14 protein-coding genes are annotated in these 24,473 nt (G+C 51.3%); 2 read left to right on the forward strand and 12 right to left on the reverse strand.

Going from position 1 to position 24,473, the window contains the following annotated elements:
• The first annotated feature begins 140 nt into the window (after window positions 1–140).
• Window positions 141–1,028: a helix-turn-helix domain-containing protein gene (locus DQG23_RS21670; RefSeq protein WP_113032974.1), complete on the forward strand. Its 888-nt coding sequence runs from the start codon at window positions 141–143 to the stop codon at window positions 1,026–1,028.
• A gap of 218 nt (window positions 1,029–1,246) precedes the next feature.
• Here the strand turns inward: DQG23_RS21670 and DQG23_RS21675 are convergent, their stop codons facing one another.
• From DQG23_RS21675 to DQG23_RS21720, 10 genes are all read right to left on the reverse strand, one after another.
• Window positions 1,247–4,423 (reverse strand): hypothetical protein, encoded by a 3,177-nt coding sequence (locus DQG23_RS21675; protein WP_113032975.1) that lies wholly within the window; start codon window positions 4,421–4,423, stop codon window positions 1,247–1,249.
• A 39-nt stretch (window positions 4,424–4,462) separates the two neighbouring features.
• Window positions 4,463–6,643, reverse strand: a complete 2,181-nt coding sequence (locus DQG23_RS21680; protein WP_113032976.1) for a family 78 glycoside hydrolase catalytic domain — start codon at window positions 6,641–6,643, stop codon at window positions 4,463–4,465.
• A 4-nt stretch (window positions 6,644–6,647) separates the two neighbouring features.
• Complete coding sequence (locus tag DQG23_RS21685; protein ID WP_113032977.1) at window positions 6,648–8,102, reverse strand: hypothetical protein; 1,455 nt, start codon at window positions 8,100–8,102, stop codon at window positions 6,648–6,650.
• A gap of 208 nt (window positions 8,103–8,310) precedes the next feature.
• The gene (locus DQG23_RS21690) at window positions 8,311–9,324 is read right to left on the reverse strand and encodes an SGNH/GDSL hydrolase family protein (RefSeq protein WP_158560626.1); all 1,014 of its coding nucleotides are present in this window, start codon (window positions 9,322–9,324) and stop codon (window positions 8,311–8,313) included.
• Between the two features lie 45 nt (window positions 9,325–9,369).
• Window positions 9,370–9,567, reverse strand: coding sequence for a hypothetical protein (locus DQG23_RS21695; protein WP_113032979.1), 198 nt, complete (start codon window positions 9,565–9,567; stop codon window positions 9,370–9,372).
• A 36-nt stretch (window positions 9,568–9,603) separates the two neighbouring features.
• Entirely contained in the window at window positions 9,604–14,247 is a 4,644-nt protein-coding gene (locus DQG23_RS21700) for a DUF4838 domain-containing protein (protein WP_238177978.1), read from the reverse strand.
• A gap of 56 nt (window positions 14,248–14,303) precedes the next feature.
• Window positions 14,304–15,140 carry a carbohydrate ABC transporter permease gene (locus DQG23_RS21705; RefSeq protein ID WP_113032981.1) on the reverse strand — a complete coding sequence of 279 codons (837 nt, stop codon included), beginning with the start codon at window positions 15,138–15,140 and terminating at the stop codon, window positions 14,304–14,306.
• Window positions 15,141–15,186: 46 nt separating this feature from the next.
• Complete coding sequence (locus tag DQG23_RS21710) at window positions 15,187–16,134, reverse strand: carbohydrate ABC transporter permease (RefSeq protein ID WP_238177969.1); 948 nt, start codon at window positions 16,132–16,134, stop codon at window positions 15,187–15,189.
• Window positions 16,135–16,213: 79 nt separating this feature from the next.
• The gene (locus DQG23_RS21715) at window positions 16,214–17,716 is read right to left on the reverse strand and encodes a type 2 periplasmic-binding domain-containing protein (protein WP_158560628.1); all 1,503 of its coding nucleotides are present in this window, start codon (window positions 17,714–17,716) and stop codon (window positions 16,214–16,216) included.
• A 244-nt stretch (window positions 17,717–17,960) separates the two neighbouring features.
• Window positions 17,961–20,216, reverse strand: a complete 2,256-nt coding sequence (locus DQG23_RS21720) for a helix-turn-helix domain-containing protein (protein WP_113032983.1) — start codon at window positions 20,214–20,216, stop codon at window positions 17,961–17,963.
• A 369-nt stretch (window positions 20,217–20,585) separates the two neighbouring features.
• On the opposite strand from DQG23_RS21720, the gene DQG23_RS21725 reads away from it, so the two are divergent.
• Window positions 20,586–21,014, forward strand: coding sequence for an SRPBCC family protein (locus tag DQG23_RS21725; protein ID WP_113032984.1), 429 nt, complete (start codon window positions 20,586–20,588; stop codon window positions 21,012–21,014).
• A gap of 212 nt (window positions 21,015–21,226) precedes the next feature.
• Here the strand turns inward: DQG23_RS21725 and DQG23_RS21730 are convergent, their stop codons facing one another.
• Window positions 21,227–22,810, reverse strand: a complete 1,584-nt coding sequence (locus DQG23_RS21730) for a peptide chain release factor 3 (protein ID WP_113032985.1) — start codon at window positions 22,808–22,810, stop codon at window positions 21,227–21,229.
• A 252-nt stretch (window positions 22,811–23,062) separates the two neighbouring features.
• Window positions 23,063–24,151, reverse strand: a complete 1,089-nt coding sequence (locus DQG23_RS21735) for a metallophosphoesterase family protein (protein ID WP_113032986.1) — start codon at window positions 24,149–24,151, stop codon at window positions 23,063–23,065.
• Window positions 24,152–24,473 lie beyond the last annotated feature (322 nt).

A 24,473-nucleotide genomic window follows, 5' to 3' on the forward strand; every position in this document is an offset into this window, starting at 1 on the left:
AGTATATCCGGTTCCAATTCGGGTTTCTTTGCAATTTGAATCGGCTTTTTTGTTCATTCGATCAGAAGGGAAACCGCTGAAAGCGAAGAATACATACTTATTAGTAAACGTTGAATCGGAGCGGAAGGGAGACTTCTTCATTGGAACTGAGAATGTTGAAGTTGCGGGAGACCGTCGTCGTCGATAAAATCGTAAGCTTTCACTACAAAGAGCTGCCGAAAGATTACGTTGAAGACGTTGGACTGAACTACTCATTTTGGCAGTTTCTGTACGTGGACAAAGGGGAGATCGAACTGATCACGGAGCAGTCGGAATTCCATATGCGGCAGGGAGACATTTTGTTTTTGCCTCCGCATCAGCTTCGCAGAGGAAGAGCGAATCCGAAAAATCCCCCGAATCTGCTGATCGTTTCCTTCGATTGCCGCTCCTCTTTCTTGGTACGTCTGAAAAACAAATGCTTTCAGGTCGACGACGGCAAAAGGAACTTTTTGACGCAGATGATCAAAGAAGGACGGAACACCTTCGATCCTTCCCCGCTCGAGAAGCAGAAGGAATCGATCGCGAGAAGAAAAAATGCGCTATTCGGCTGCGAGCATATGGTAAAAAACTATATGGAAATTTTGCTCATCAGCATGATCAGAGAAAGCGAATCACACCTTCCGACCGGTAAGCTGACATCGACACAAAAGGAAAAGCAGGAGAAGGAAATCGCCTCACGCGTAGTGGCGCACATAGACGTCCATCTTCAGGCCAACCTTTCCTTAGACAACATCGTCGATGCATTTTCCATCAGCAGGACACAGCTATACTACATTTTCAAGAAGGAAATCGGCTGCGGCGTTACCGAATACATTAAAATGAAGCGGATCGACAAAGCGAAGACGTATATACGCGAGGAGAAATACAATTATACGGAGATCGCCGATTTGCTCGGATACAACAGCGTCCACTATTTTTCCAAGGATTTCAAAAAGACGACGGGCATGTCTCCTTCGGAATATGCAAAGACGATCGTCGCCAGGATTTGATTGTTTGTTTCTGCCATACATAAGCCTTATGCCTTCCTCAAGCTGGATTAATACTTATCATCCTCTTTCCAAGATGAACTCGAAACCGCGTAGTAACCTTAATAATCATGAAAAAAGACGGCTCAGTTAAACTAACCGCCGTCTAAACCTTGGAACTTCCTCGTCATCTTTATACCTCTTTGAGATGGGTACAAGATTAGAATTCATTTCACTCTTTCTTATAGTTCTTTAGCGGTGTCCGTGTCCGCTAGGGATACATGCTTTTTAACCGGTTGTCGCAGTATGATCCGAGGGGGATGGAGCAAGCCCGCAGGAACAAGCATGTAATTTGCGCTAAAAAATTCTCCCTCCGTCACAAAGCTGTATGGCCCATATTCAATCGTGTACAGAGGCACCTCGTGAAGCGGACCGAATGTATTTCTTCTCGTCAACACTACCTCAACCTCGATCGCCGTACCGGTTTCACATTCTTCAGTCACATCGGCTTCATTCGGCTGCCAGGCGATAAGGCTTGGCGAATGGCGAATGGCGGATTTTACCTTCATGCATGCCGCAGCATACGCAGGAAACGACAGAGAATAAATCGCCCCTGTTTCTTGGGAAGCAGGAGAAGGTGCAGGCACCGTATCCGGCTCTAATAGGTATGTCAGCGCTCCGCTGTAAAATGCAAGTCCCTGCTGCGTAATACACCCGGCCTCCAGCTTCTCGGGCAGCTTTTCGAGCATTTTCCGGCTTCCATCCAAATAAACGCCGAACGGTCCGATAAGATAGATCGCTTCCAAATTGATCCCAGGATGGAATTCCGTCTCTAGAGTAATAAAATTATCGCCCAACCTGAGCTCCTCCGCCGGAATCGGAACCTTCTTCATGCTCAAATCCACCCACCAATCCGGATGCTCCGGTATTGGCAGAACACGATCGTTTATCGATACTTTGAATCGTTCAGGCCGCTCCAATACCAAATGTATCTGGCCTGGCTCCATCTCGGCGACGGAAAAAGAAAACATCAACTCAAGCTTGCACAGCGGTATCACGGTCCGCTCAAGATACTTATCCGCATACCAAGGCTGAACCATATTCCCCCCGCGGTAAGCAATGCCGAACCTGTCCCGCAGCGCCCGATCCAGCTTTAGAATCTCCAATTCCCCCTGCCATTCGCCGTCATCAATTCGATATGAAGCCATGTCAAGCACGCATACATTCGGTTCCGCCAGCGAGTAGGCATAAGGACCGTTCAACTGCACCACGCTTCGATCTTCGTATTTATCGGGAACGGACAGCTCATTCTGGTAAGTCGGCGATATCGCATACACATGCTCTTCGGCAGGCGCAAAGTCCGAGAGTATTCGAATCGCCCCGTTTGTCGTATCGAATCGTACCGCCCGTCTTTCCCCATTGACGCAGTCCCATTCTTCCACTTCGCCAAGAACATTGACGGTGATGCTAACGTCCTGGTAATTACGCTCCCGATTCATATTCAACAATACGACATATAACGTGTCATCGTCTTGCCGGATCTGGCAATAAATATCTTCTATCGGCTGAGAAGACTCGGTATGTTCAACAGCAACCCGATGTTCGACTACCTGGGAGCACGACGCAACGAGCGGTTCTTTGGCATGCGGGATCCGTACACATCCGGCAGCCAACTCCAAACAAACCTGGCTCTCCAAAGCATCTACATAGGAGGGAGGCTCACCCGCAAAAATAACATGTCCCCCAACTTGCCGGAATGCTTCGAGCAAGGCAATCGTTGTTGAACGGATCGTCGTCATACCGGCAACCACCACGGCTTTATAGGAAGCCACGCCGAATTGCAGAACCGGCCTGTTCGACTCATCATGAGCCACGCGACACAATCTGCCCATCATTTCTTCGTCCCCGTAGTCGAAATCAAGCTGAGCTCCCGCCAGCCAGTGGAACGTATCGCGATACATGTCTTCGAGCTTTTGTACTTCCGGAGACTGGACGATCAGCCCTCTGGACCAGCCCGGATAAACCCGGCACCATACGCTCTCCACCGGATTGAGCACCAGAATGTCGCAGCTCGGCTTCCCATGCGTCATGATGACGCCAAGACGGGAAAAGTACGATTCAACATGCTCGTATTCCCGCCACCAAGCGGAATGATGCGAAAGACTGGCCGGATAATCCCGCTTCGATTGGCCCTCCATCGTGTACCATGCAAGATGCGGACAGCGCAGATTAATTCCGAATAACGCCTGCCAGGCTCCAACCGCTTTGTGTGCTTCGAGGGGCATCTGCCACCCCGTACATCCATACAGCTCGGATAGCAACCAGGTTCTGCCAAGCTGCCTAGCCGCAGAAGATAACTGCTTTACGATCCAATAATTCGCGTTGCTCTCCGACAGCACATCCACGCCCGGGTATTCCATATGTTCATAGTAACGCATCACGGAACCGTTCATTGCTGCCTGGGATGTCAAGTTATCCTCGTGCAGCACGTGGCCTGTCAAAATAAGTCCGTTACTTCGGCACCATTCATCGATGGGTTTAGCGAAATTTTCTAGGAACATCCTTTGCAGGAGCTCCACATAGTGCCATTTTACTTGGGAAATCCGTTTTCCTTCCGGCCACAAGAACAGCTCCGGCAGCCGGGAAACCAAATCGTAGCCGAACGCTTCTTCAAACTGCTCGAACAGCGTGTAAGTCCACGGAACATGCCATTCCGGATTGTCATTTCCGATGCCGAATCCGTCCATGACGGCTCCCCGATGCGGTTCATCGATGAAAATGCCCTTGATGCCGCGCCCAAACATAGATCCGCAGGCCTGCTTGTATTTCTCATGAGTCAATGCAAGAAATTTTTCGGTCGCTTCAAGATTCAACGTATCCGTGTAAGTATATCCGTTATAAAAGCTATCTTTAGCCATTTCCTCAATCGAGAAAAAAAGTACGGTCTGATCGCCTGCCGTTTCAGGCCGTTCTCCGATAGCAAGTCTTTTACAATCAAAATAAGCGAAACCGTCCAGCTTGCAAGTAAATGCCGCGATTACCGACTCATTCCATTGAAACGACTCCGGCGCTTCCGTCTGCATTCGAATAAACTTCATCCGATAGCGCGGCTCCTTCGCGACCAAGCCTCCGGCGGAACCGCTCGGCCAGCGATCCTCGTCATACAGCCAAGCCTCCATCCCCAGCTTCTCCGCTTCTTCAGCGCACTCGCGCACCAGCTCGAACCATTCCTCGCCTAAATATTCAGTAACCAAACCCGTTCGGGAATGCATGAAAAAACCGCCAAATCCCATCTCCTTAAAAACGTGGATTTGCCTGAGCAGCTCGTCCCGCTCCAGTTCTCCGTTCCAAGCCCAAAAAGGCTTGCCCCGATATTCGGAAGGAGGCTCCTTAAACAAACGATACAATGAATGGTCCATTCGCGTACTCCTTTTTGTATAACGAATATGCCCTGACTTCTATATGACCGCAACGCCTTCCGGTACGATGAGCTCGTAATGCCCGTTAATAGCGGAAAAGACAAATCGCCCTGCGACCGTATCGAAGGCGAGCTTCACTTCGCGAAGCTCCGGAGGCAGGCGAGGGTTGAAGGAAACTTGCTTCCAGCCGGGAATCGCGGGCTTAAGCCCGATCAGATGTTCGATCAGAACCGGAATCGGCGAGCTTGCCCAAGGGTGACACAAGCTGGCGTTGGGCTTTAATTCCTTGGACCACGTCTCGAAGCAGGTCGTCGCTCCTTCCTTCACCATTGTCGACCAGGAATGGAGGTCATCCGAAGTGATCAACTCGTAAAGGAGACTATATTCTCCCGCTTCGGCGAGAGCGTTCAGCACAAAATACGCCATATATACGCCGCAGCTCAAACGCTTGGCGCGTATAAGCGCTGCAATCGGCCGCCGTGCCTCGTCCGGTGCCAAACCGAATAGCAGAGGCAGCGCATTCGCATGCAGCGAATCATGATCCGATTGCTCGGAATCGACGAATAGCTTCGTTTCTTTGTTATAAAACCGGTTTAGAAACGCCTGTCTGACAACCGCCAAATCCGCTTGCAGCCGGCCGGATGCGCTCCCCGTCAACAGCTCCCCGATTTCCGCCGTCGCCTTCATTGCGCCGTAGTAAAAAGCGTTAATGACGTTATGGCATCGTTCCGGGCGGTCAGGGCCGTAATCGTAACCGTCGCGCATCGTTTCCGGCCAGTCGATCAAATTCCATTTGTCCCATACGTTCGCAAGCAGAGCGTCGTCCCGGCGATACGTTTCGAAATGCTTCAGCATAGCTTCGGCAACCGGATACATTTCCCGGACGAACTCCAAATCGCCGCTTTGCTTGTAATATTGCAGCAACTGCAGCGGCCACTGGAAAGAAAAGTCAGCTATTTCCTGCATGTAGCTGCCGGAAGCGACTGCCATCATTCCCGGACATACTCGCCTTGCCAGTAGCGCAAAATCTTGAAGGGACTTGCGAAAAAGCCGCAAATCGCCGGCCAAATAAGCATGCGCATGCGTAATAACAGTGTTGTCGCCCAGGTATTGCCCCTTTTCCCTCGACGGACAATCCACATAATGTTCCTGCGAACCGTATTTCACTCCATCCCGGCATATGCTCCAAATCGCATTCAGCAGAGGACTGGAGGACTCAAACACGCAAGCCTGATTTTGCCACGGGTAATGCCTGATGATGGCTTTCACGCTTCCGGGATCGACCTCTACGCCTTGCTCCGTCAGCACCTCCGCATAGCGGAAGGCTTTGTAATCGAATCCTTCGAACGCGTCCTCGCCACCAGACAACGTCCACCATTCCTGATAGAGACAGTTACACCGCATCTCATAACGGACCCGGCCGCTATCCGTCAGCTCTTCCCCGTATCGAACCTCTAACTTCTGACCCGCGCCGCCCTTGGCCGATAGACTGAGCTGACCTGTCAGTTCCCGGCCAAAGTCGAGTAAGTACCCATTCTCAATGGACACGATTGCAAACGGCTCCGCTTCATAGACGGAAACGGGCGGCGTTGGTTGCAGCACGACTCGGTGATCATCCTCCGAATGCTCGAAGGCCGGCTGCCAACCGCGGTCGTCAAAACCGGCCTCCAACCAACCTGCCATATGGACCCTCTGATCGATATTTTCCATAAACTGCGTATCGTAGCCGACAACATGTCCGTCTCCGTATTCCTTAGTAATCGCATATTTCCAAGTGGCATCTGTCGCTGCGGCGACTTGGCCCTGAATGGAAAGCTCGGCAAAGAGACCTTGGCGGTAGTCCCCGCTGTTGTAAGCGTGACTGATCAAGCCGTGGTAATAAATATGCACCGCGATGACATTAACGCCCTCCTGAAGAAAGGAGGAAACGGAGTAGCGGTTATAATTGTACTGAAAAAAGGGGGACTGGGCAGGGCCTTGCCCGACGAAGCACCCGTTGATATAAACTTTGTAATAGTCGTCACCCGTAATGTCCAGATAGGCGTCCGAAGCGTCGCCCGTCACCGTGAATGTTTTTCTGACCAGCATATGGTGGTTTTTCAGTTCGGCTCTATGCTTGTGAGGAACGGGAGAAGCCGTTTCCTTGCGATAAAGCTCGATAGGATCCAAGCCTGCGAAAGCCCGATCCATGATCCATTTGGCCTTCCACGATTTGCTCATCCCATCATTCACCTTTTAGCTTTCGCAAAATCTCATGCGCCTTCTCTTCGTATGTCTGCTGCCATTCCGGTCCAAGCATGCACTCGGTGACTTCATAGCCGCCCTTGTCGTAATGATAAACCGGAGCCGCGTAGTGAAGATAACCGTTGGAGAAGGCGGATACCAGCGTATGCTCATGCGGCGAAGCTTTCTTTAAGCCGAGTCCGATTTCGACAAGCAATTCGGCTGGAGCCGTAATGATCGCGCAGCCGCCGATCTTGATGCCCTGCACCTCCGCTTCCGCCGTCGGTTCCCCCGCCTCTTCATTTAATGCAAGATGGTACCTCAAGGTATCTACGTCTTCCTGGATGCGGATCAGCTTTTCCATCGTTTCGATATTCCTTACATATTGATCGATGTTGCCCCGATTGTGCGCGTCCATCGTAACCAGCTCCTTCGAACCGATTTGCTGCTCCTGCAAATAGCGATACGAATAATCCGACGGGTACTCAGGATTGAGGGCATATTTCAAATACAAGGGCAGGAACGTCTTGAAATTCAGGCTGGTGCTTCTAAGCGAAGCCAGCAGCTCGGCCTGATCGCGCAATCGAGTCTGGATCCGGTCGGGAATATCCGTTTTCCGCTGAAGCCGGATCTTCTCAGACAGGACGTTTAGACGGGCATCCTTCGTCTTGATGGCTCTAACCGCCTTCAAGGCGCTGAGGCCAAGCATCGTTCCCATCGGCTCGCAATTTCTCGGGCGGTGGACGTCTTTAAAAAACAATTCCAGAATATCCCCGCCGGCTCCTTGCAGGAACAAAGCCATCGCGCCGTTCCCCAAATTCTCTTCAATGACCTTGGAGGCAAAGCCCGGAAAATTAGCCGTCACCCCGCGTTCGGGAACCCCGACCAGCAGATGGCAAGCGAAGTTATAAACGACCGCCAATGTCGTACCGTCCAATCGGTCGATCCGGATGACGCCTATTTCCGGGTCAATCGGCCCGACGCCCGAGACTTCGCTATCCTGCGGACAAGGAAAAGCGTAACGTACCGTCCAATGGCTGTTGTCTTTCATTTTTAAATTTCGGTTGAACGTTAACCGGTCTTCATACCCATAGCCGGACCCGGCCGTCACCTCCGTCATATTCCGCATGGCTTCCCGAACCGCCGCGAGCGTCCGTTCGACTTGCTCGGCATCGTCGCAAAGCAGCCTGCCTTGCGGATGCGTATGCGACGCATTCACAAGCACATTCGAGCCCGGTATGTTCAGCTCATCTTCAATCCTGCTTCGCAGCTTTGGCATGAAATCATCCTTGACGTCGCCAAGGCCGCCGATCGCCAGTACGTCCATGGCAATGATGACGACCCTCGTGCCGCCGTCGTCGAGGACCAGCGCTTTGGCAAACAAAGGATCGTTAATGACAACATTCGGCTCGCCAGTCGTAATTTCACGTTTCGCCGCTCCCGCACGTAAACTCATTTTGCCTCCCAGCTCCTATCGATTCTAAATGGTACGGACGGGTAGCTGCCCGTTATGGTACCTGACGACAACATCACCCGTCCGTGTTAAAAACCTAATTGTTTAGACCATGGCGATGTACGCCTCTTCGTCGGTTATTCCGGAACCGTGGGAAAACCGCATACGATCCGGCTTCCAGGGAATGGACGACGGATTTCCTGACCATCGCCTACAACGTCCGCAGCCAGTAATAAATCGTATCCGCAATTTGACGGTATCCTTCGACAGTCGGATGCACGTCATCGTTCTGGCGCCAAACTTGCTTAGAATTACGGCTGTTTGCCTCTTCCCAGACGCCCGGCATGTTATGGACGGTATCTAGATTCACGTGAAGCGGAATCAGTTCAATGCTTTCCGCATGCCTGTTGCCGAAACGGCCGGCCAGCTCCTGGTTCCACATCCAGACATTTCGTTTATAGCGTCGCCTTGTCTGCTTCGTGCCATAGCTGTTTCCGAAACCGTCCTGGGTTCGCGGAGGAGGGATGATCAACATAATCCCGATCGCGATCCCGGCATCATAATGCCGGATTTGCCGGACTATCTCTTCGAGCATAGGCATCTCTTTGTCCATAAGCTGTTGCATCGACGAGTCATCCTTGCAATGCCACACGTCATTGATGCCCAAAAATATTCCCACATGGTTAAGTCCGCTGAACCCGTTGACCTGCATATAGTTCGCAAAATCAAAATTCCCCTCAATAACAAATGCGCTTTCATGCATTGAAAAATGCGACTCGACTTTCCATCCAGCTCTCCCCTCATGGACATTGGGCGATGTGCCCTGGGTTCCAATTAGGGTAAGCCTGAGCGGGTCGTCATCGAACAAATGCAGCAGCTCTTCGGTAAACACCCCCGCCGCTGTCGTGCTGTCTCCAATAAACAGGGCCTTGCGCATCGGTCCATTCTCCGTCGTTCTCTTGGCTACCGTCACGGTCGAGTCGGCCGATGCCAGCCTTTCGCCATCCAGGCTGTAAAGATGAATCGTTAACGCATACAGCCCCTCTTTTTCCGGAACGACTGTCCAGCGCTCATTCTGATGGCGTCCAATCTCGCACACGACTTCGAACTCATAATTTCCGTCGTCCCCTGGTATCAGGTTGTCAAAATAAATGTTCATCTCGTGCCCGACAAACGCAGGAATAGATGCCGGCAATAAGAGGCTATACGGTCTTAAGGTGCTCATACGAACTCCTTCCATTAAAATTTTGTCTGCAGCCTGCGAATGATTTTATTGGCTGGCCCAAGACGAAAGCGTCGCTCCCGTTTGCGCTTCGAACGACTCGTTAGCCGCAAGCGCGAGAGCCGTTCCTCCGGCGATCTCCAGAAGCAGACTCGCATAGTCGCGCTCTTCGGAGATCTCCGGGCTTTGGGCCAGCAAAGTCAACTTCCGCTGCATCTCCGTGCTGCCCGTTCCGGATTGAGCCAAGTAGTCGACCCGTTTTCAGAACGTGTTCAGAAAATCCTATCCACCAAGGCGCTGATAAAACACGGCATCGTCCACATACAGGGTGTTGCCGTCTCCCAAATTATCCACGACGACTACGAATTGTCCTTGGACAACCGCAGTATTGTTCACCTCAGCCGGAATCATGCCGGTCCAATCGACGGATGCCCAAGCACCTGGATTCGCCGTGATTGGAGACGACTCGGAGCGCAGCGTGGATAATACATTGCCCTGCGCATCCAGCAAATTCAAGCTTAACTGTACGGTTCCCCCGCTTGCTGACCCTGGCTCCGCATAGTAGTACACACGAGACGCAAAGGCCCCATGATTCACATCGAACGCTTGAAACGGTCCTCCGCGATCCAAATCGTTCATCCGCAAACTGGCTTGCCCCGTATGAAACACCGTCGTGCTCCGTTGTAGTACGCCGATAGATTGCACCCACAATGCCCAAGTCGAAAGCGTCGCTCCCGTTTGCGCTTCGAACGAGTCGTTAGCCGCAAGCGCGAGAGCCGTTCCTCCGGCGATCTCCAGAAGCAGATGCGCATAGTCGCGCTCTTCGGAGATCTCCGGGCTTTGAGCCAGCAAAGTCAACTTCTGCTGCATCTCCATGCTGCCCGCTCCGGATTGAGCCAAGTAGTCGACCCGCTTCCAGAACGTGTTCAGGAGGTCCCACCCGCCAAGGCGCTGATAAAACACGGCATCGTCCACATACAGGCTGTTGCCGTCACCCAAATTATCCACAACGACTACGAATTGTCCTTGAACAACCGCAGTATTGTTCACCTGGTCCGGAATCGTGCCGACCCAATCGACTGACGACCAAGTCCCTGGATTCGCAAGTATTGGACGCACCGCGGAGCGTAGCGAGGACAGTACGTTGCCCTGCTCATCCAGCAAATTCAAGCTTAGCTGTACGGTGCCGCCGCTAGTCGAACCCGATCCCGGCTTATAGTGCACACGCGACGCAAACCCCCCCGGCTTCACATCGAAAGTCTGAAACGGACCGCCGCGATATAAGCCGTTCAACTTCAGACTGGCCTGCCCCGAATAGGATTGAGAAGTATCCCGCTGCATGTTGCCGGTACTGTGCACCCAATACGCCCACGGCGGCGTTGTATTCGTGCCGGACTCGAAGGAGTCGTTAGCAGGGGATGAAATAGCCGTACCGCCGGTGATTTCCAGAAGCAATCTCGCAAAATCCCGCTCTTCGTTGGGCTCCGGATTTTGGGCAGCCGCCTCCATTTCCTGTCTCATCGCTTCGCTTCTAGGATCGTTACCTGTTAACAAGTCCACGCGGCTCCAGAAGGTGTTCTCAAAATTTAATCCGTCAGGCGCTTGATACGTCTCTACATCATCGATATAAAGCTTGGTGCCGTCCGTCAAATTATTGACGATCAGAACAATCTGAAGCGTCTTGACTTCCTTGCCGTTAATCTCCGTCGGTACATCCAGCAGCTGATAAAGCGATGCCCATGCGCCCATTGTATTCTTCAATGCCTCTACGTCGAATTTCTGAGCGGACAAGACGTTTCCGTCCGCATCGATCATATTGATCCCGAACTGAATGGACCCGTCCGTTTGCGAGCCCGGAGGAGTGTAGTAGTAAGCCCTCGCCGCAAACAGACCCGGCTTGACCGCGATCATTTCCGCCGGACCGCCGCGATCCAAACCGCTTATGACGAGGCTTGACTGACCGGAATGCGCCAGCTCCGTAGTCCGTTTGATGCTGCCGCTGGCCCTGATCCAGTACACCCATGACAAGGCGTCGGTCCCCGTACCGAATTCGAAGGACGGATTGTCGTTAACCGGAAATGTTCCTTCGCTGCTTGTCAGAAGCAGCTTGCCGTATTCGCGCATCTTGGCCGTTTCGCCGGTCTGCGTCAGTTCGCTCAGCCGTGCCGTTACCGTCCCGCCGGCAGGCTCATGCTGCCTGACGTATTCGGACAAGCGCCAGAACAAATGCGGATTCCAACCTGACCATCTAAGGTCGAACGAGCGCGGATCAATCTGATGCACCAATATGGGATCGTTCTTAAACTCGTCAACCAAAGCATACCGGCGTTCCGCCGCCACCAGCTTATCGTTTGCATGTTGAACGACATCCTCCAACATATTGAGCGCTGCCTGGGCGTCAGCAGGAGGCAAGACATCCTTCGGATAGCTGAGCGCCGATGCCTCATAGTATTCGAACGCTCGAAGAAGCATGTTGGCGCGCGCTTTCTGCTGATCCGTCACCGCTTTGGCTGCAACGGATTGAAGCAGACTTCTGCTCTCGGCTATTTCGGCTTCCGTCACCAATTTCAGATAGGAAGCCGTATCGAAATAGAAATAGGTCAACATTTTATTGACTTGAAACCAAGGGGATTGCTGAACCCTATCGGTCCAGAATTGCTCCCAATGCCGGTAGTAGGCGATCAAATCCGGAGCTGCGGCTGCCCCTACAGCCCTGTCGGCCCATTCCTGCAGCAATTCATGTTCGTTCAAGTCCGGGTTCCACTGCAGCTTAGCCGAGATCCACGCCTTCGGTCCCTCCCCCCAGTTCGGATATAATTCCGAATAATGGGCGATTACCCCGTGATCCTTTGCAAACCGGTAATTTTCCGCCATCAGACTCGTATACATGCGGGGCAGCGTATAGGGAGCGCCATAATTGTAGTCGTACCAGCCCAAATGATCCGCCACGAGGCTCCATGCCTCCATCTGAGATTGTCCGGCTTCGCGAATATCCGGGTCTGCCCAGGCCATCCGGTCTTTCGTTATTAACGGGACGACTCGGGGATTTAGCTTCATGCCCTCAGGCGGGTCCGTTACGTTCTCGTAGGCGAGCAGGCCGAACCATTTATCCGGATGTACTTGAAGCACGCCAGCAACCACCTGGTTTACCCAGCTGTAGTAAATATTAGACATATCCACGAGCCCGACCGAATTGAGTTTGTCCGGATAATTCGGATGGGAAGGATTAGCTTCGCAGAACCCGTTTCCATCATTAATGCCTAGCGAATAAGAGGTTTTGTCCGGTTTTTCGTTGAAGTATTGAACGATATTGTAGATCGCTTCGGTAACCGTACCCGGCTCTGTAAAGCAGGGCTGCCAGCCGACATCCGCGTTGTCTTCCGGCACAACTCCATTCGGATAAAATTCCGGATGACTGTTTCGATATTTGGAGGGCGGGAACAAAAGCGCCAGATTATGATGAAATTCGATTTGCAAATGCATGCGGTTTCTCTCCGCCCATACGCTCTGCAGCGGATAAGGTCTTTCAGGCGTTACGGGAGTATGAATCGGGCTGAACACGCGCGAAGCGAATGCCGGCTCCTCCCTGATCTCCCGCTGCGGGATACGAATATCCGATTGCTGCGGCACATCTTCTCCGTCCGGCCCCGGCATTAGCCAGCGAACGCCTACATACCGCTCCAAAAAGTCGAACACGCCGTATTGTGTTCCCCAGACGGAAGAACCGGCTATTACGATTCCGTTATCGTGAAAATGAATAACGAACCCGTCCCCTTCCACATCTTGCAGCAGTCCGTCGAGATGTGAGTCCGGCTGCGAGCCGCTTGAGCCGATATGAATCTGTACTTGGTCCTGAAGCTGTCCGTTACTTCCGGAAAGTTGCTCTTCGGTGACAATGGACAATAACGCTCCGGTGGATTTCTGCACATATTCGGCTAACGTATTGGCAGCTGCAAGGATTCGATCGTCCGCATCCGAGGCTACGACAATCGACGCATTGGCCTGACCGTTATGGACGATGTCGAGCGGCGATGCAGACGGTGTCGCCGTCGGTTCCGGTGTCGGGCTCGACGAAGGGCTAGCCGTTGTCTCAGGCGTCACGGTCGGTGTCGGGGCAACCGTCGGCGTCGAAGTTGGCGTCGAAGCCGGCGAAGGCACAGTAGTAGGTTCCGATAACAGGCCCGGCGCAGGAGTAGACGAAGGTGAAGCCGACGGCTTCACGGCAGCTATGGCTTCAGCTTGCTTCAGGTACGCGTTCTGATTCGCTATGAACTCAAAAGCAAGCCGGGCCACCGCCTGCCGTTCGGCGCGTTCTCCCGGATCGAAACGAAGCGAACCGTCCGGATTGGCGATACCTCGTACGAATCCGATCCGATAGCCGAAATCGGCAAACGCTTTCGCCCACTTGGAAATCCGCTCCGCATCGGACCATTTGACATCGGATTTCCACTGAAGCGCTTTCTGCTCTAAACCGAAAGCGCGGATGAAGAAAACGATCATTTCTTCTCGAGTCACATACCCGTCAGGCGAGAACGCCGATTCCGAAGTCCCCTGCGTAATCCCCGCGTCGACTAGCGCCCCGATGTAGCCTATATACCAGCTGTCTTCCGCCACATCGGTGAAATGTGCGGCATTCGCCGGCTTTGGCTCCAGACCAAGCATGGCGGCAATGATCTTGGCCAGCTCCGCTCGCGTAATCGGATTCGCCGGAGCGAAGCTGCCGTCTTCATAGCCGGAGATGATTCCGGCTTCGACAAGCTCTTCGATCTCGCTTTTGGCATAGGACGCATCGATATCGCTTAACTCGGCTTTGCCGTAAACGGCTTTCACATGCCCCCATCCATTCAGCTGCAAGACGGAAGCGAACAGAACGATTACCAGAAGCCTCGCCCATATGCTTTTAGTCTTTCGTGTGCCTATAAGCATCACAGTCATACCCTCCTATAATTCGAGTACTATCAGCCGGAAAATCGTCTCCTCAGTTAGCCTTTGACCGCTCCAAGCGTCGCCCCCTCCATAATCGAGCGCTGGAACCAGATATAGCAAAGCACGGAGGGAGCCATCGTGATCAGTACGCCTGCAAACAGCGTCACCCAATCGGCGGAATACTGCATCGTGCTGTTAGCATGGTACATATTAACGGCCATGGTGTACTTGCTTTGGTCGCTCAAATAAATAAAAGGACCAAGGAAATTATTATACAGCTCCAAAAATTTGAAGATGGCTACCGTTACGATACCCGGCATGGATAACGGAACTATGATTTGCAGAAATACGCGGTAAAGGGAAGCCCCGTCCATAAACGCCCCCTCCTCCAGCTCTTTCGGCAGCGATTGCATAAATCCCCCAAGCAGCAATAAATAGAATGCGCTTTCACCGAAGCTGTCCAGAATGACAAGCCCCGTCAAACTGTTGGTCAGATTCAGCTCCCGCATCAGCACGTACTGAGGAATCAACGCGGTAAGACCGGGGAGAAACAGAGACAGCATGATGACTCCCCAGATTAGCTTCCTGCCTTTAAACTGGATCCGGGTCAAGGCGTAGGCATTCAATGACGTCAGAGTTAAGCTAATGATCAGGCTTAGCCCCACATAATAAACCGTGTTTAATACAGCCGTCCCCACATGGAATTTGTCCCATGCTTTTGCATAATTCAGCCACTTCCATACCTCAGGAAGCTGCCACACATCTTGAAAAAATTCACGGTTCGTCTTGAGCGACTGGTAGAGAATCCATATTAACGGAAACAAGATCGATATGGAGAAACCGATTAGGATCAACCACCAGATCAGGTCGACGGCCGTTCTGCGTTCAGACAATTCCAATACCCCTTTCAGGCACTCATCTCGTTGCATGCCCCGCGGTTCAATATTCAGCCGAGCGGTTGGCGAAAAACTTATCCGTTACAAGCTTGACGAGGACAAGGATGACAAACAAAAACATTCCTATCGCAGATGCATACCCATAATTGTGATATTCCTTGCCGAATGCCAGATTGAACATATAAAGCCCGATGACGTCCGTCGAGCCGGCCGGTCCTCCGTTCGTCAAGACCAGCACATTCTCAAACCCTTTAAGCGAAGCTAGTGCAAGAAACAATACGCTGACCCGAATAATCGGCATAATTAACGGAATCGTGATCAGAAACAACCGCGTCATATGGTTAGCACCTTCCAAAATGGCAGCTTCGTACAGCGATTTGGGTATAGTCGCCATTGCATTCGAGAAGATGACGATGTATAGACCAACGCCGGCCCAAACAGCAGGAGGGATAATTGCCCATAGCGCGGTATCCGTATTGCCCAGCCAATAATAATTCCCGGTTTCGATGCCGATAACGCGCAGCAGCGAATTGAGCAAGCCGAAGCTTCCGTCGTAGATAAAAGACCACAATAGCGCTATGACTACGCTGGACAGCACGTTAGGGAAGAAGAACACCACCTTCATGAAGCCCGTGCCTTTATACGATTTATTGGTTAATAAATAAGCAAGCAGTAAGGATATCATAATGACCGATGCCGGCACGCAAAGCATCAGAACGGCATTGTGAGACAAAGCCCGCCACACGTAGCTGTCTTGGAACAGTTTGATATAATTATCGAAACCGACGAACTCGGGCGGAGAAATGCCGTCCCAGTTCAACATGGAATAATAAATGGATACGAAATTGGGATACAGCGTAAACATCAAGTATCCGCCTAGAGCGGGGACAATAGCAATCAACAGAAAAATATGCTTTTGCGTCTGCGACCGCTGCAGCCACGCTTTGAGCGGCTTATCGGGAAGGCGTCCTTCTCCCATTCGCTCATTCAAAGCTGCAACTCCTCCTTATGTCCGGGTGCCGGAGTTTTTGCCCGCTCCCGCGCCCGGACTGCTTCTATACATACCGAATCTACTTCTTCTGCGCTTCTATCGCTTTTTTCATAAAACCGTCGGCTTTATCCAGCAGCGGAACCGGATCTAGCTTACCCTCGGTAACCTCCGTTATCATTTCTTGAATGACTTTGCCCGCTTGAGCGGCAGCCGGATCCGTCAGAACGAAGTTGTGGGCTTCTGTCTCGCCTTGTACCTTATTTTTATCCATGTATGCAAGCATGTTTTTCACAGCGTCCTGTAATTTATCAGCACGTTTGGGATCCGTCAGGAAGTCATTGCGCACAGGCATCGCTCCGCCCTTCTCCGAGATCAACTGCTGTACGTCCATGCTCCACATCCAAACGTTGAACTCTTTAGCCCATTTCTTGTTCAAATCCGGCTTTTCCGACCAAATGTAAAACCCGTTTGCAGCGAAAAACCGCAGCCACTTCGTCGAATCCGGCTTATTACCCATAGGCACGACCATGAAGCCCCACTCGAAGCCGTCCGGCGTCGAATCCTTCATCTCGTTTCCAACCCACACTCCCGTGGCAACCATGGCAGCCTTTCCCTGAAGAACCTGCATCTGTGATTGCGTATGATTCAGCCCTGCAACTCCTTTCGGGAAAAACCCTTTCTTACCGAGTTCATAAATACGCTCCCAGACCGCTTTCGCTTCCGGAGATGAATAATACGGCAGCTTGTAATTCCGAAACGCATCGTCGAAGCTCTTCAGATTACCGTTAATCTCGGCCATTTCGAAGTATTTCCATGCTCCGAATGCGTTATGGAGATACTCGGGATATACGCCCGGATAAGAAATCGGAATGATATTTTTCGCCTTGATATCTTCACCTAGCTTGACGAATTCGTCCCATGTATTCGGATTCTCGTTCCAGCCGTTTTGGGCAAACAGCTTTTTGTTGTAGAACAAACCTGTTCCATATCCTGCGTTCGGCAGCGCATAGGTTTTGCCCATAATGCGTGGAGCGCCCTCGAAATAACCTGGATACGCCAATTCTTTAAGCGTTTTGCCTCCGTTGTCATACGCCTTGCGGTCCCATAGATCCTCCTGCGATTCCAGCTTGCCCGATGTGACCAAAGCGTTGATCGCATCATTACCGCCGGGCAGGCCGCCCGAGAACATATCGAACATATCGTCTTTATTGTTGGCGGAAATTTTCGTACTCGTGATACCTGCAATCTCCGGGGAATAAACGACTTCGAAGCTGACGTTCGGAAACTTCTTCTTAAACGAATCCATCGCATAATCGAACCACTCGCGCCCCATGCCGCCTTCGAAAAAACCGACCTTCAAGGTTACCTTTTGATCCTTGGGTAATCCGTTCTCCGCATATACGGCGTCATTCGGCTTCTCGGAAGCAGCGGATCCGCTTTCCTTAACCGCCGCCGGACTTGAGGACGGAGAACTTCCGCTTCCGCCATTCCCCGAGCTGCTGCAAGCCGTCACAGCTAAAGCGGTCAGTAAACAAATCGAGAACGTTTTTGAAGCTTTCCATCGCGGTCGTTTTATTGCCATTTTAACCCCTCCTGTTTTTTTGTACTGACAGCTTTGCCTTGCCGGCATGGCTGTCGTCAACAAAACTATCACATCGAAAAAACCTCTGTAAATTGACGGTTTTATAACCATAATCAAAATTCTAATCGCACGTAAAAAAGCCCGGTACGACTGGGCTCAAGACTTCCGCCTTGGCGATCGCGCGATCCGGACTCGACAGTTCAACTTTTTGCGAATAGACGTTTTTGTATGCATCGTCAAATTCCTACTGGGACAATTCCTTCCGATAATTTCCAGGAGTTGTGCCCGTATACTTCTTGAATGTGCGAATAAACGTTAATGAATTCGTGTAGCCGACGGCTGTCGCAATATCCTGAACCGTCACAGAGGAATTCCCCTTCAGAATTGCCATTGCCTTGTTCATCCGCTCCCGGGCGACATATTCGGTAAAATTCTCACCGAACTCTTCTTTAAACAATCGGCTCAAATAACCCGGCTTTAATCCGAATTCATCACTTAGATGATTAAGGGACATATCCGGGTCTGCAACATGCTCGCTGATGTACTGCTTGACCTTCAAAATGATTTGATGATTGTTTTTGCCTTCCCGCAGCTCCTGCATTTGCTCGAAGGCTTCCCGTAGTACTTGTTCGAATTCCACGCAGCTTTCGTCGAGCGTTTCAATCCGGCTCACAGCTGCGATTAAGCGACCATGAATGTCGTCATTCCAAATTTCCTGAAATTCCGCAGGCAATTCGATGATTTCCTTGTGCAGATGAAAAACAAGATAGTTCAGCATGCTGCGCAAATCCTCCAGAGAGAACAGCTGCCCTCTGAAATTGCCGATCAATCCGCGAAAATGATTTTCCCAAACGCCTTCGCCGAAACGGAATGCCTGGCAGATAGCTCGTATATTTTGCAACTGCTTGAACATTTCAACTTGCGGAACGGACTCCAAATTGTCAGATCCTATCAGACGATTCGTGCCGAGGGAGGACTTATACGTCAATGCGTTAACAGCGCTCGCGTAAGACTTCTGAACGTATTCCATCCCTTTCTCGCAGGCCCCAATGCCGATCGTAATCGTGAACGATTGATTATGCTCCACCCACGCCCGAAGCTTCTCGCATAAAAGCCTTATTTCCGTCTCGGCTCCCGCCGGGTTTTCCATCACGTAAAGTATAGCCATCTGCCGCGGATTAAGCCACTCGGACCAAGCCTGAATTTTTTCCGAATCGGCGAGCTCCCGGTTTACGCTGCTCAGAACGAACTTAAGGAGCTGCTGGTCCCCGCGGTTATACCGGTTCGTAAAATCCGTGAAACGATCGATTTCCACGACGGCAACGAGGATAGCGCCGACCGAAGCGCTCATGCCGAACCGCTCCATTTCGTCTGTCCAGCTTTTCCCTCGTCCGATCGTATGTCCGTCCAGCAAATTAAGGAAGGTTTGCCGTTTCCGGTAGACAAGATTCTCATCGTTCTCTTCCTGCAGCACGCTGGAACGATCCAACAATTCTTCGATCGCCGATGCGATGTAATTGAACTCGTCCGTTCCGTTGTCCTGCTTGAGCTCCTGCCTCTTCTGCCTGGAATAGTCCGCGATCCGGTTGGCAATCGTTTGAATCGGCCGGTAGTTCCGTCTCGTGACATAAACAAGCCAGATAACCGCGAGGGCTATAACGATGAAACCGAAGGCAACCCATAGATAAAACAAAGAGGAAACCCACTCCAAGATGCCGTTTTTGTAAACCCCGCTTCGAACCGACCAGCCGGTATATTCGGAGGTTGCTTTCGATAATAATTTTCCCGATTGCGGGGTGCCGGGAGAACCGTTTGTTGAAGCATGTTCAGCCAAATAATTGGAAGCGATCACGCTGTTGTCACTGTTGACCAGCTCGATGAAATTTAATTCGGACTTGGACATTCGTTGAATAAGCTTATTCAGTCGTTCCGGGCTCACATTTACAACCAGCAGACTTCGATTTGTAAGGTTCACAAATTTGGCCAGACTGATCACGTTTTTCCTTTCCTCACTTGGATGTTCGCTGTACGATCTGCGCCCTTCCCAAACGAACGGCTTCAGTGTTCCGATCATCCGTCCAATAAATTCCTTATCTCCGAAACCGTCTATTCCAATTAATGTGGACTGGGTCAATACCATTTGATCGCTCACCCTATACAGATAAACCGAATCGATCAACTCATTTTCGGTCATAATTTTCTTGAGGGCGGCAACCGTTTGGTAATCCGAGTGTTGTCTTTGCACAGGGGGCAGCGGTTGAAAAAATTGATGTATCGTTTCATTGGATTCAATTTCGCGATACATCGAATCGTCGATGACTTGCAGGGCTTCATCAATTGCCTGAATCACCGTTTGCGCAAGATAATCGCTCGCCTTGACCGCCGACCGCTTGGACATCTCGTTTAATGTTAAATAGGAAAGCAGCAGCAGGCTCAAGCCAATCATAAAAACGATGGGTAGATACGAAAATAAAAGCCGGTAAAACCAATCTTTTCGCATAGTTCCTCCAATGACACCCTTAGCGGGACGGGCATATATAGGGTAATCTTACCCTCCGCCGAACATGGCTGTAAACGTTTTTTTCTTTGTCCGCCGCAGAGCAGCTGAGGGGATGTCAAGGTTACTTTCATGCGCAGATCCTTTGTCAATTATTCCGGATGGCACTATAATGGGCTCTTTACTTGTATGCCTGAAATATAACAGACATAAAGCCAAGACCGAAAAATTGGTCTTGGCTTCTCAAGATTTTGTACGACTTGGGAAGTACGCCGTAAACTGCAACATAGCAATCCACAAGAAACTATTATATTCATCATATGTTATCATAAGCATCAAACATGAATTATTGCAGTTAGAAGGGAGTAAGGCATGGCAAATATCGAGCACTTGCAAACCGTACATGTTCCAGCGTCGAAGGTGTATGAAACTTTAACCACCGCTGAAGGACTGTCGGAAATATGGACCAATGAACTCATTATTAATAATCAGATTGGCTTTATTAATGAATTTCGATTTGGCAGCAATGACATAACTAAGATGAGAATAGAGGAATTGATCACTAATCAAAAAGTCGTTTGGCAGTGTATAGATTCAGATCCGGAATGGATTGGTACGATTATTTCCTTTGATATTCAAGAGAAGAACGGGAAATCTTTTATTACTTTGCGTCATATGAACTGGAAAGAAGTAACGCCATTTTATCGCTCCTGTAACTACAACTGGGCTATTTTCCTTTATAGTCTCAAATCCTATTGTGAAGATGGTGATGGTATCCCCTATCATAAACGTAAGTTTTAATAAATTAAGCTATACCGCTCATTCCACTAATGGGGGACGAAAGCTTAATAAACCGCCTTTTCACCAAGGCGGTTTTCTTATGGTCAAATATCAACATTAGAATTTAACATAGCCAAAAACAAAAGACGGCATAGTTATAAAACTGCCGTCTTTACATGAGTGTATGAAATTTAGGCCAATGAAGATGCGCCTCGAAAAAAAGACAGCGCCGCTTAAGGCGCCGTCTCCAAAAATTTGACGTCCGGCAATTTGTCCATCGCGGTGCGAAGCGCATACTCGTTCTCGAACAGGGCGACGAAGTTGCCCTTCTTGTCTTTGACGAGCTGCGAGTTGATGCGGAATTTGCCGGCATCGATATTGTCGCCGACGATCCAGCGGGCGAACTGGAAGCTCATTCGCTGCAGTTGAATGTCGACGCCGTATTCGGCTTTCATCCGGTACTCGAGCACCTCGAACTGGAGCTGACCGACGACGCCGAGAATCGTATCCTCGAAGCCGATCGTCGTAAACACCTGGACGGTGCCTTCCTCGGTCAGCTGATCGATGCCTTTCTGATACTGCTTATGCTTGAGCGCGTTTTTGACGGTTACTTTGGAAAATAACTCCGGCGAGAATGTCGGCAGCTCGTCGAACATGATGTCGCCCTTCTGGCTGAGCGAGTCGCCGATCCGGAAAATGCCCGGGTCAAACAAGCCGATAATGTCGCCGGGGTACGCCGTGTCGACAATGTCGCGGTCCTGAGCCAGAAACTGCTGCGGCTGCGCCAGCTTGATCTCTTTGCCCGCACGTACATGGCGCACGCTCATGCCGCGCTCGAATTTGCCCGAAACGATGCGCAGAAACGCGATGCGGTCCCGGTGTGCCGGATTCATGTTCGCTTGAATTTTGAACACGAAGCCCGAGAAGTTTTCCTCCGTCGGTTCGATGCTCCCAGAAGTACTGTTACGCGGCTCCGGAATCGGCGCCAGCTCCAGGAAGTTGTCGAGGAACGTCTGTACCCCGAAGTTATTGATCCCGCTGCCGAAAAAAACCGGCGTCAACTCGCCGTTAAGCACCTTCTCCATATCGAACGGATCGCCAGCCACGTCAAGCAGCTCCAAGTCCTCGCACAGCTTCTGGTGGAGGAACTCGCCGGCAATTTCCTTCACGAGCGGATCCTCGGGGCCGCTTACGTCGCGTACGCTAATATGCGTATGCTCCTCGCCCTTGAACAGCTCAAGCCGTGTTTTCTCCCTGTCGTACACGCCGCGGAAGTCGCGTCCCGAGCCGATCGGCCAGTTCATCGGGTACGAACGGATGCCAAGCACCTGCTCGAGCTCTTCCAGCAGGTCGTAAGGGCTTTGTCCCTCGCGGTCCATCTTGTTGATGAACGTAAAAATCGGAATGCCACGCTTGCGGCAAACCTGAAACAGTTTCTTCGTTTGCGCCTCGACGCCTTTGGCCGAGTCTATAAGCATAACCGCGCTATCCGCGGCCGTGAGCGTCCGGTACGTATCCTCGGAAAAGTCCTGGTGACCCGGGGTATCCAAAATATTGATGCGATGTCCTTCATAATCGAATTGCATGACGCTCGATGTAACCGAGATCCCTCTTTGCTTCTCGATTTCCATCCAGTCGGAGGTGGCATGCTTGCTCGCTTTCCTTGCTTTAACCGAACCTGCCAGCCGGATCGCGCCGCCGAACAGCAGCAGCTTCTCGGTCAGCGTCGTTTTACCCGCATCCGGGTGAGAGATGATCGCAAACGTCCGCCGTTTGGCGACTTCGGTTTGCAGCTCTTGGTTTAACTTAGTGGTCATCCTTTTATTCCTTTCTTATCGGCATGCGAAAAAGGTGAAGTCGGTAGTTGCTGTTCAAGAGCGATTCGGCGAAGGGCGGATTATTCGCTGGAAAGTTTACGGGCCGCCTTTTGAACTCTCGTTCAACCTTAAAATCCGATCCCGGAACGAGAGTTCAATGGAAGGCTGGAAGCCAATAATCCGCTCCGAAGCCGTATAAGCTCCTTTTACGCACTTACCTCTACACCTTTTTCGCATGCCGTCCCTTTTCGCCTATACTTTAGCAGATTTTAGCTTTACCGTCCAATCCGCTTCTTTAATGAACGAGCCGTCCATAAACTCGCGGCCGCGCAGCACGACTTTGTCGCCATGCACCTGCACGAACAGCCCCTGCGAGGTCGCTTTCTTCTCCTGCTGGTAGCTGCGGTTTAGCGTCCGCCCGACCGATGCGTTCATAAACCAGTGGAACGTCTCCTCCACATAGTGAGGGTTTCCGTTGCGGAAGTCCTGATGCTGATGACCCGAGAATACGAATACGTTCTTATACGGCTTCAAAATTTCGCGGAACTCCTTGGCGCGGATCAATCGGTGGCTGCCGCCGTCCTGGCCGATAGCCGGCAGCGGTTGATGAATCATGACGAACACAGGCTTCGAGTCGTCCTTGTGCTTCGCCAGCTGCTCCCTGAACCAGTTCATCTGTTCGTCGGAATACCAGGCGCCTTCGCCGACCTCCGGCTTCTCCTGCACGTACGTCTCTTGCGATAGCATGATGAAGTGGTAGCCGTTTACGGTAAAGTCATGGTATACCTTGTCGATACCGAATTGCTTCATGAACGTTTGGCGAGTCTGCTCGTCCGTCTTGCCGTTCGGCATCGCGTCCTTATTCCACTGCCCGTCCTTGTCGATCCAGATCGTGTAATAATCGTGATTGCCCATGTTGGCGTGAACCGGCGGCAAATTTTTATACGACTTCATTACCTTGTTGTATTCGCGATAATCCGCATCGGTGCCTGCGTCCGTAACGTCGCCTGTAATAAGCAGCGTCTCGATCTTGGGCTCGAAGCTTTGGACGTCGTCGAGCGCTTTGCGCAGCTTGTCGCTCGGCTCCGAAATGCCGCTGTTGATATGCAAATCGCTTAAAATCATGAACGACAACTTCGGCTCGGTATCATTCGCTTCTCCCTTCGGCTCCGGCGACGGAGAAGCTGAAGGCGACGGCGATGCGGACGGCTCTCCTGTCGGCGGCCCTACCGTCTGATGCTGCTCGCTTCCGGGTCCGAACCACTTAAATACGCCGTAAAATGCGGCTGTTCCGGCAGCCAGCATGGAAAGCAGCATTTTAATAAATGACCTTCTATTCATAGCATTGGTTTCCCCCTGTCGAAAACGCCTTCAAGTTGCAATACGGCCTATAGCCGCACGTAATCACATATAGATCATTATATCTTTTTTTCATGCCTCTTGCACGGGAATAATCACTTCCTATACATTAGTTATCTTATGAGGATAAACGTTCATGCCGCAGCTGGCTGCAGGGTAAGATGAAGGCGCAACCCGTACTTAGGCATTTTTCGCAAAAATGTCTACGCAGCGTCTTTTCCGAATTTCTCTATGAAGCCGCCGGCTGCCTCCAAACTTTTCACACCGCGCAGGAAGCGGATGCGGACGACAACTCGTCTTTATG

The organism is Paenibacillus contaminans (assembly GCF_003285015.1).
Lineage (GTDB): Bacteria > Bacillota > Bacilli > Paenibacillales > NBRC-103111 > Paenibacillus_V > Paenibacillus_V contaminans.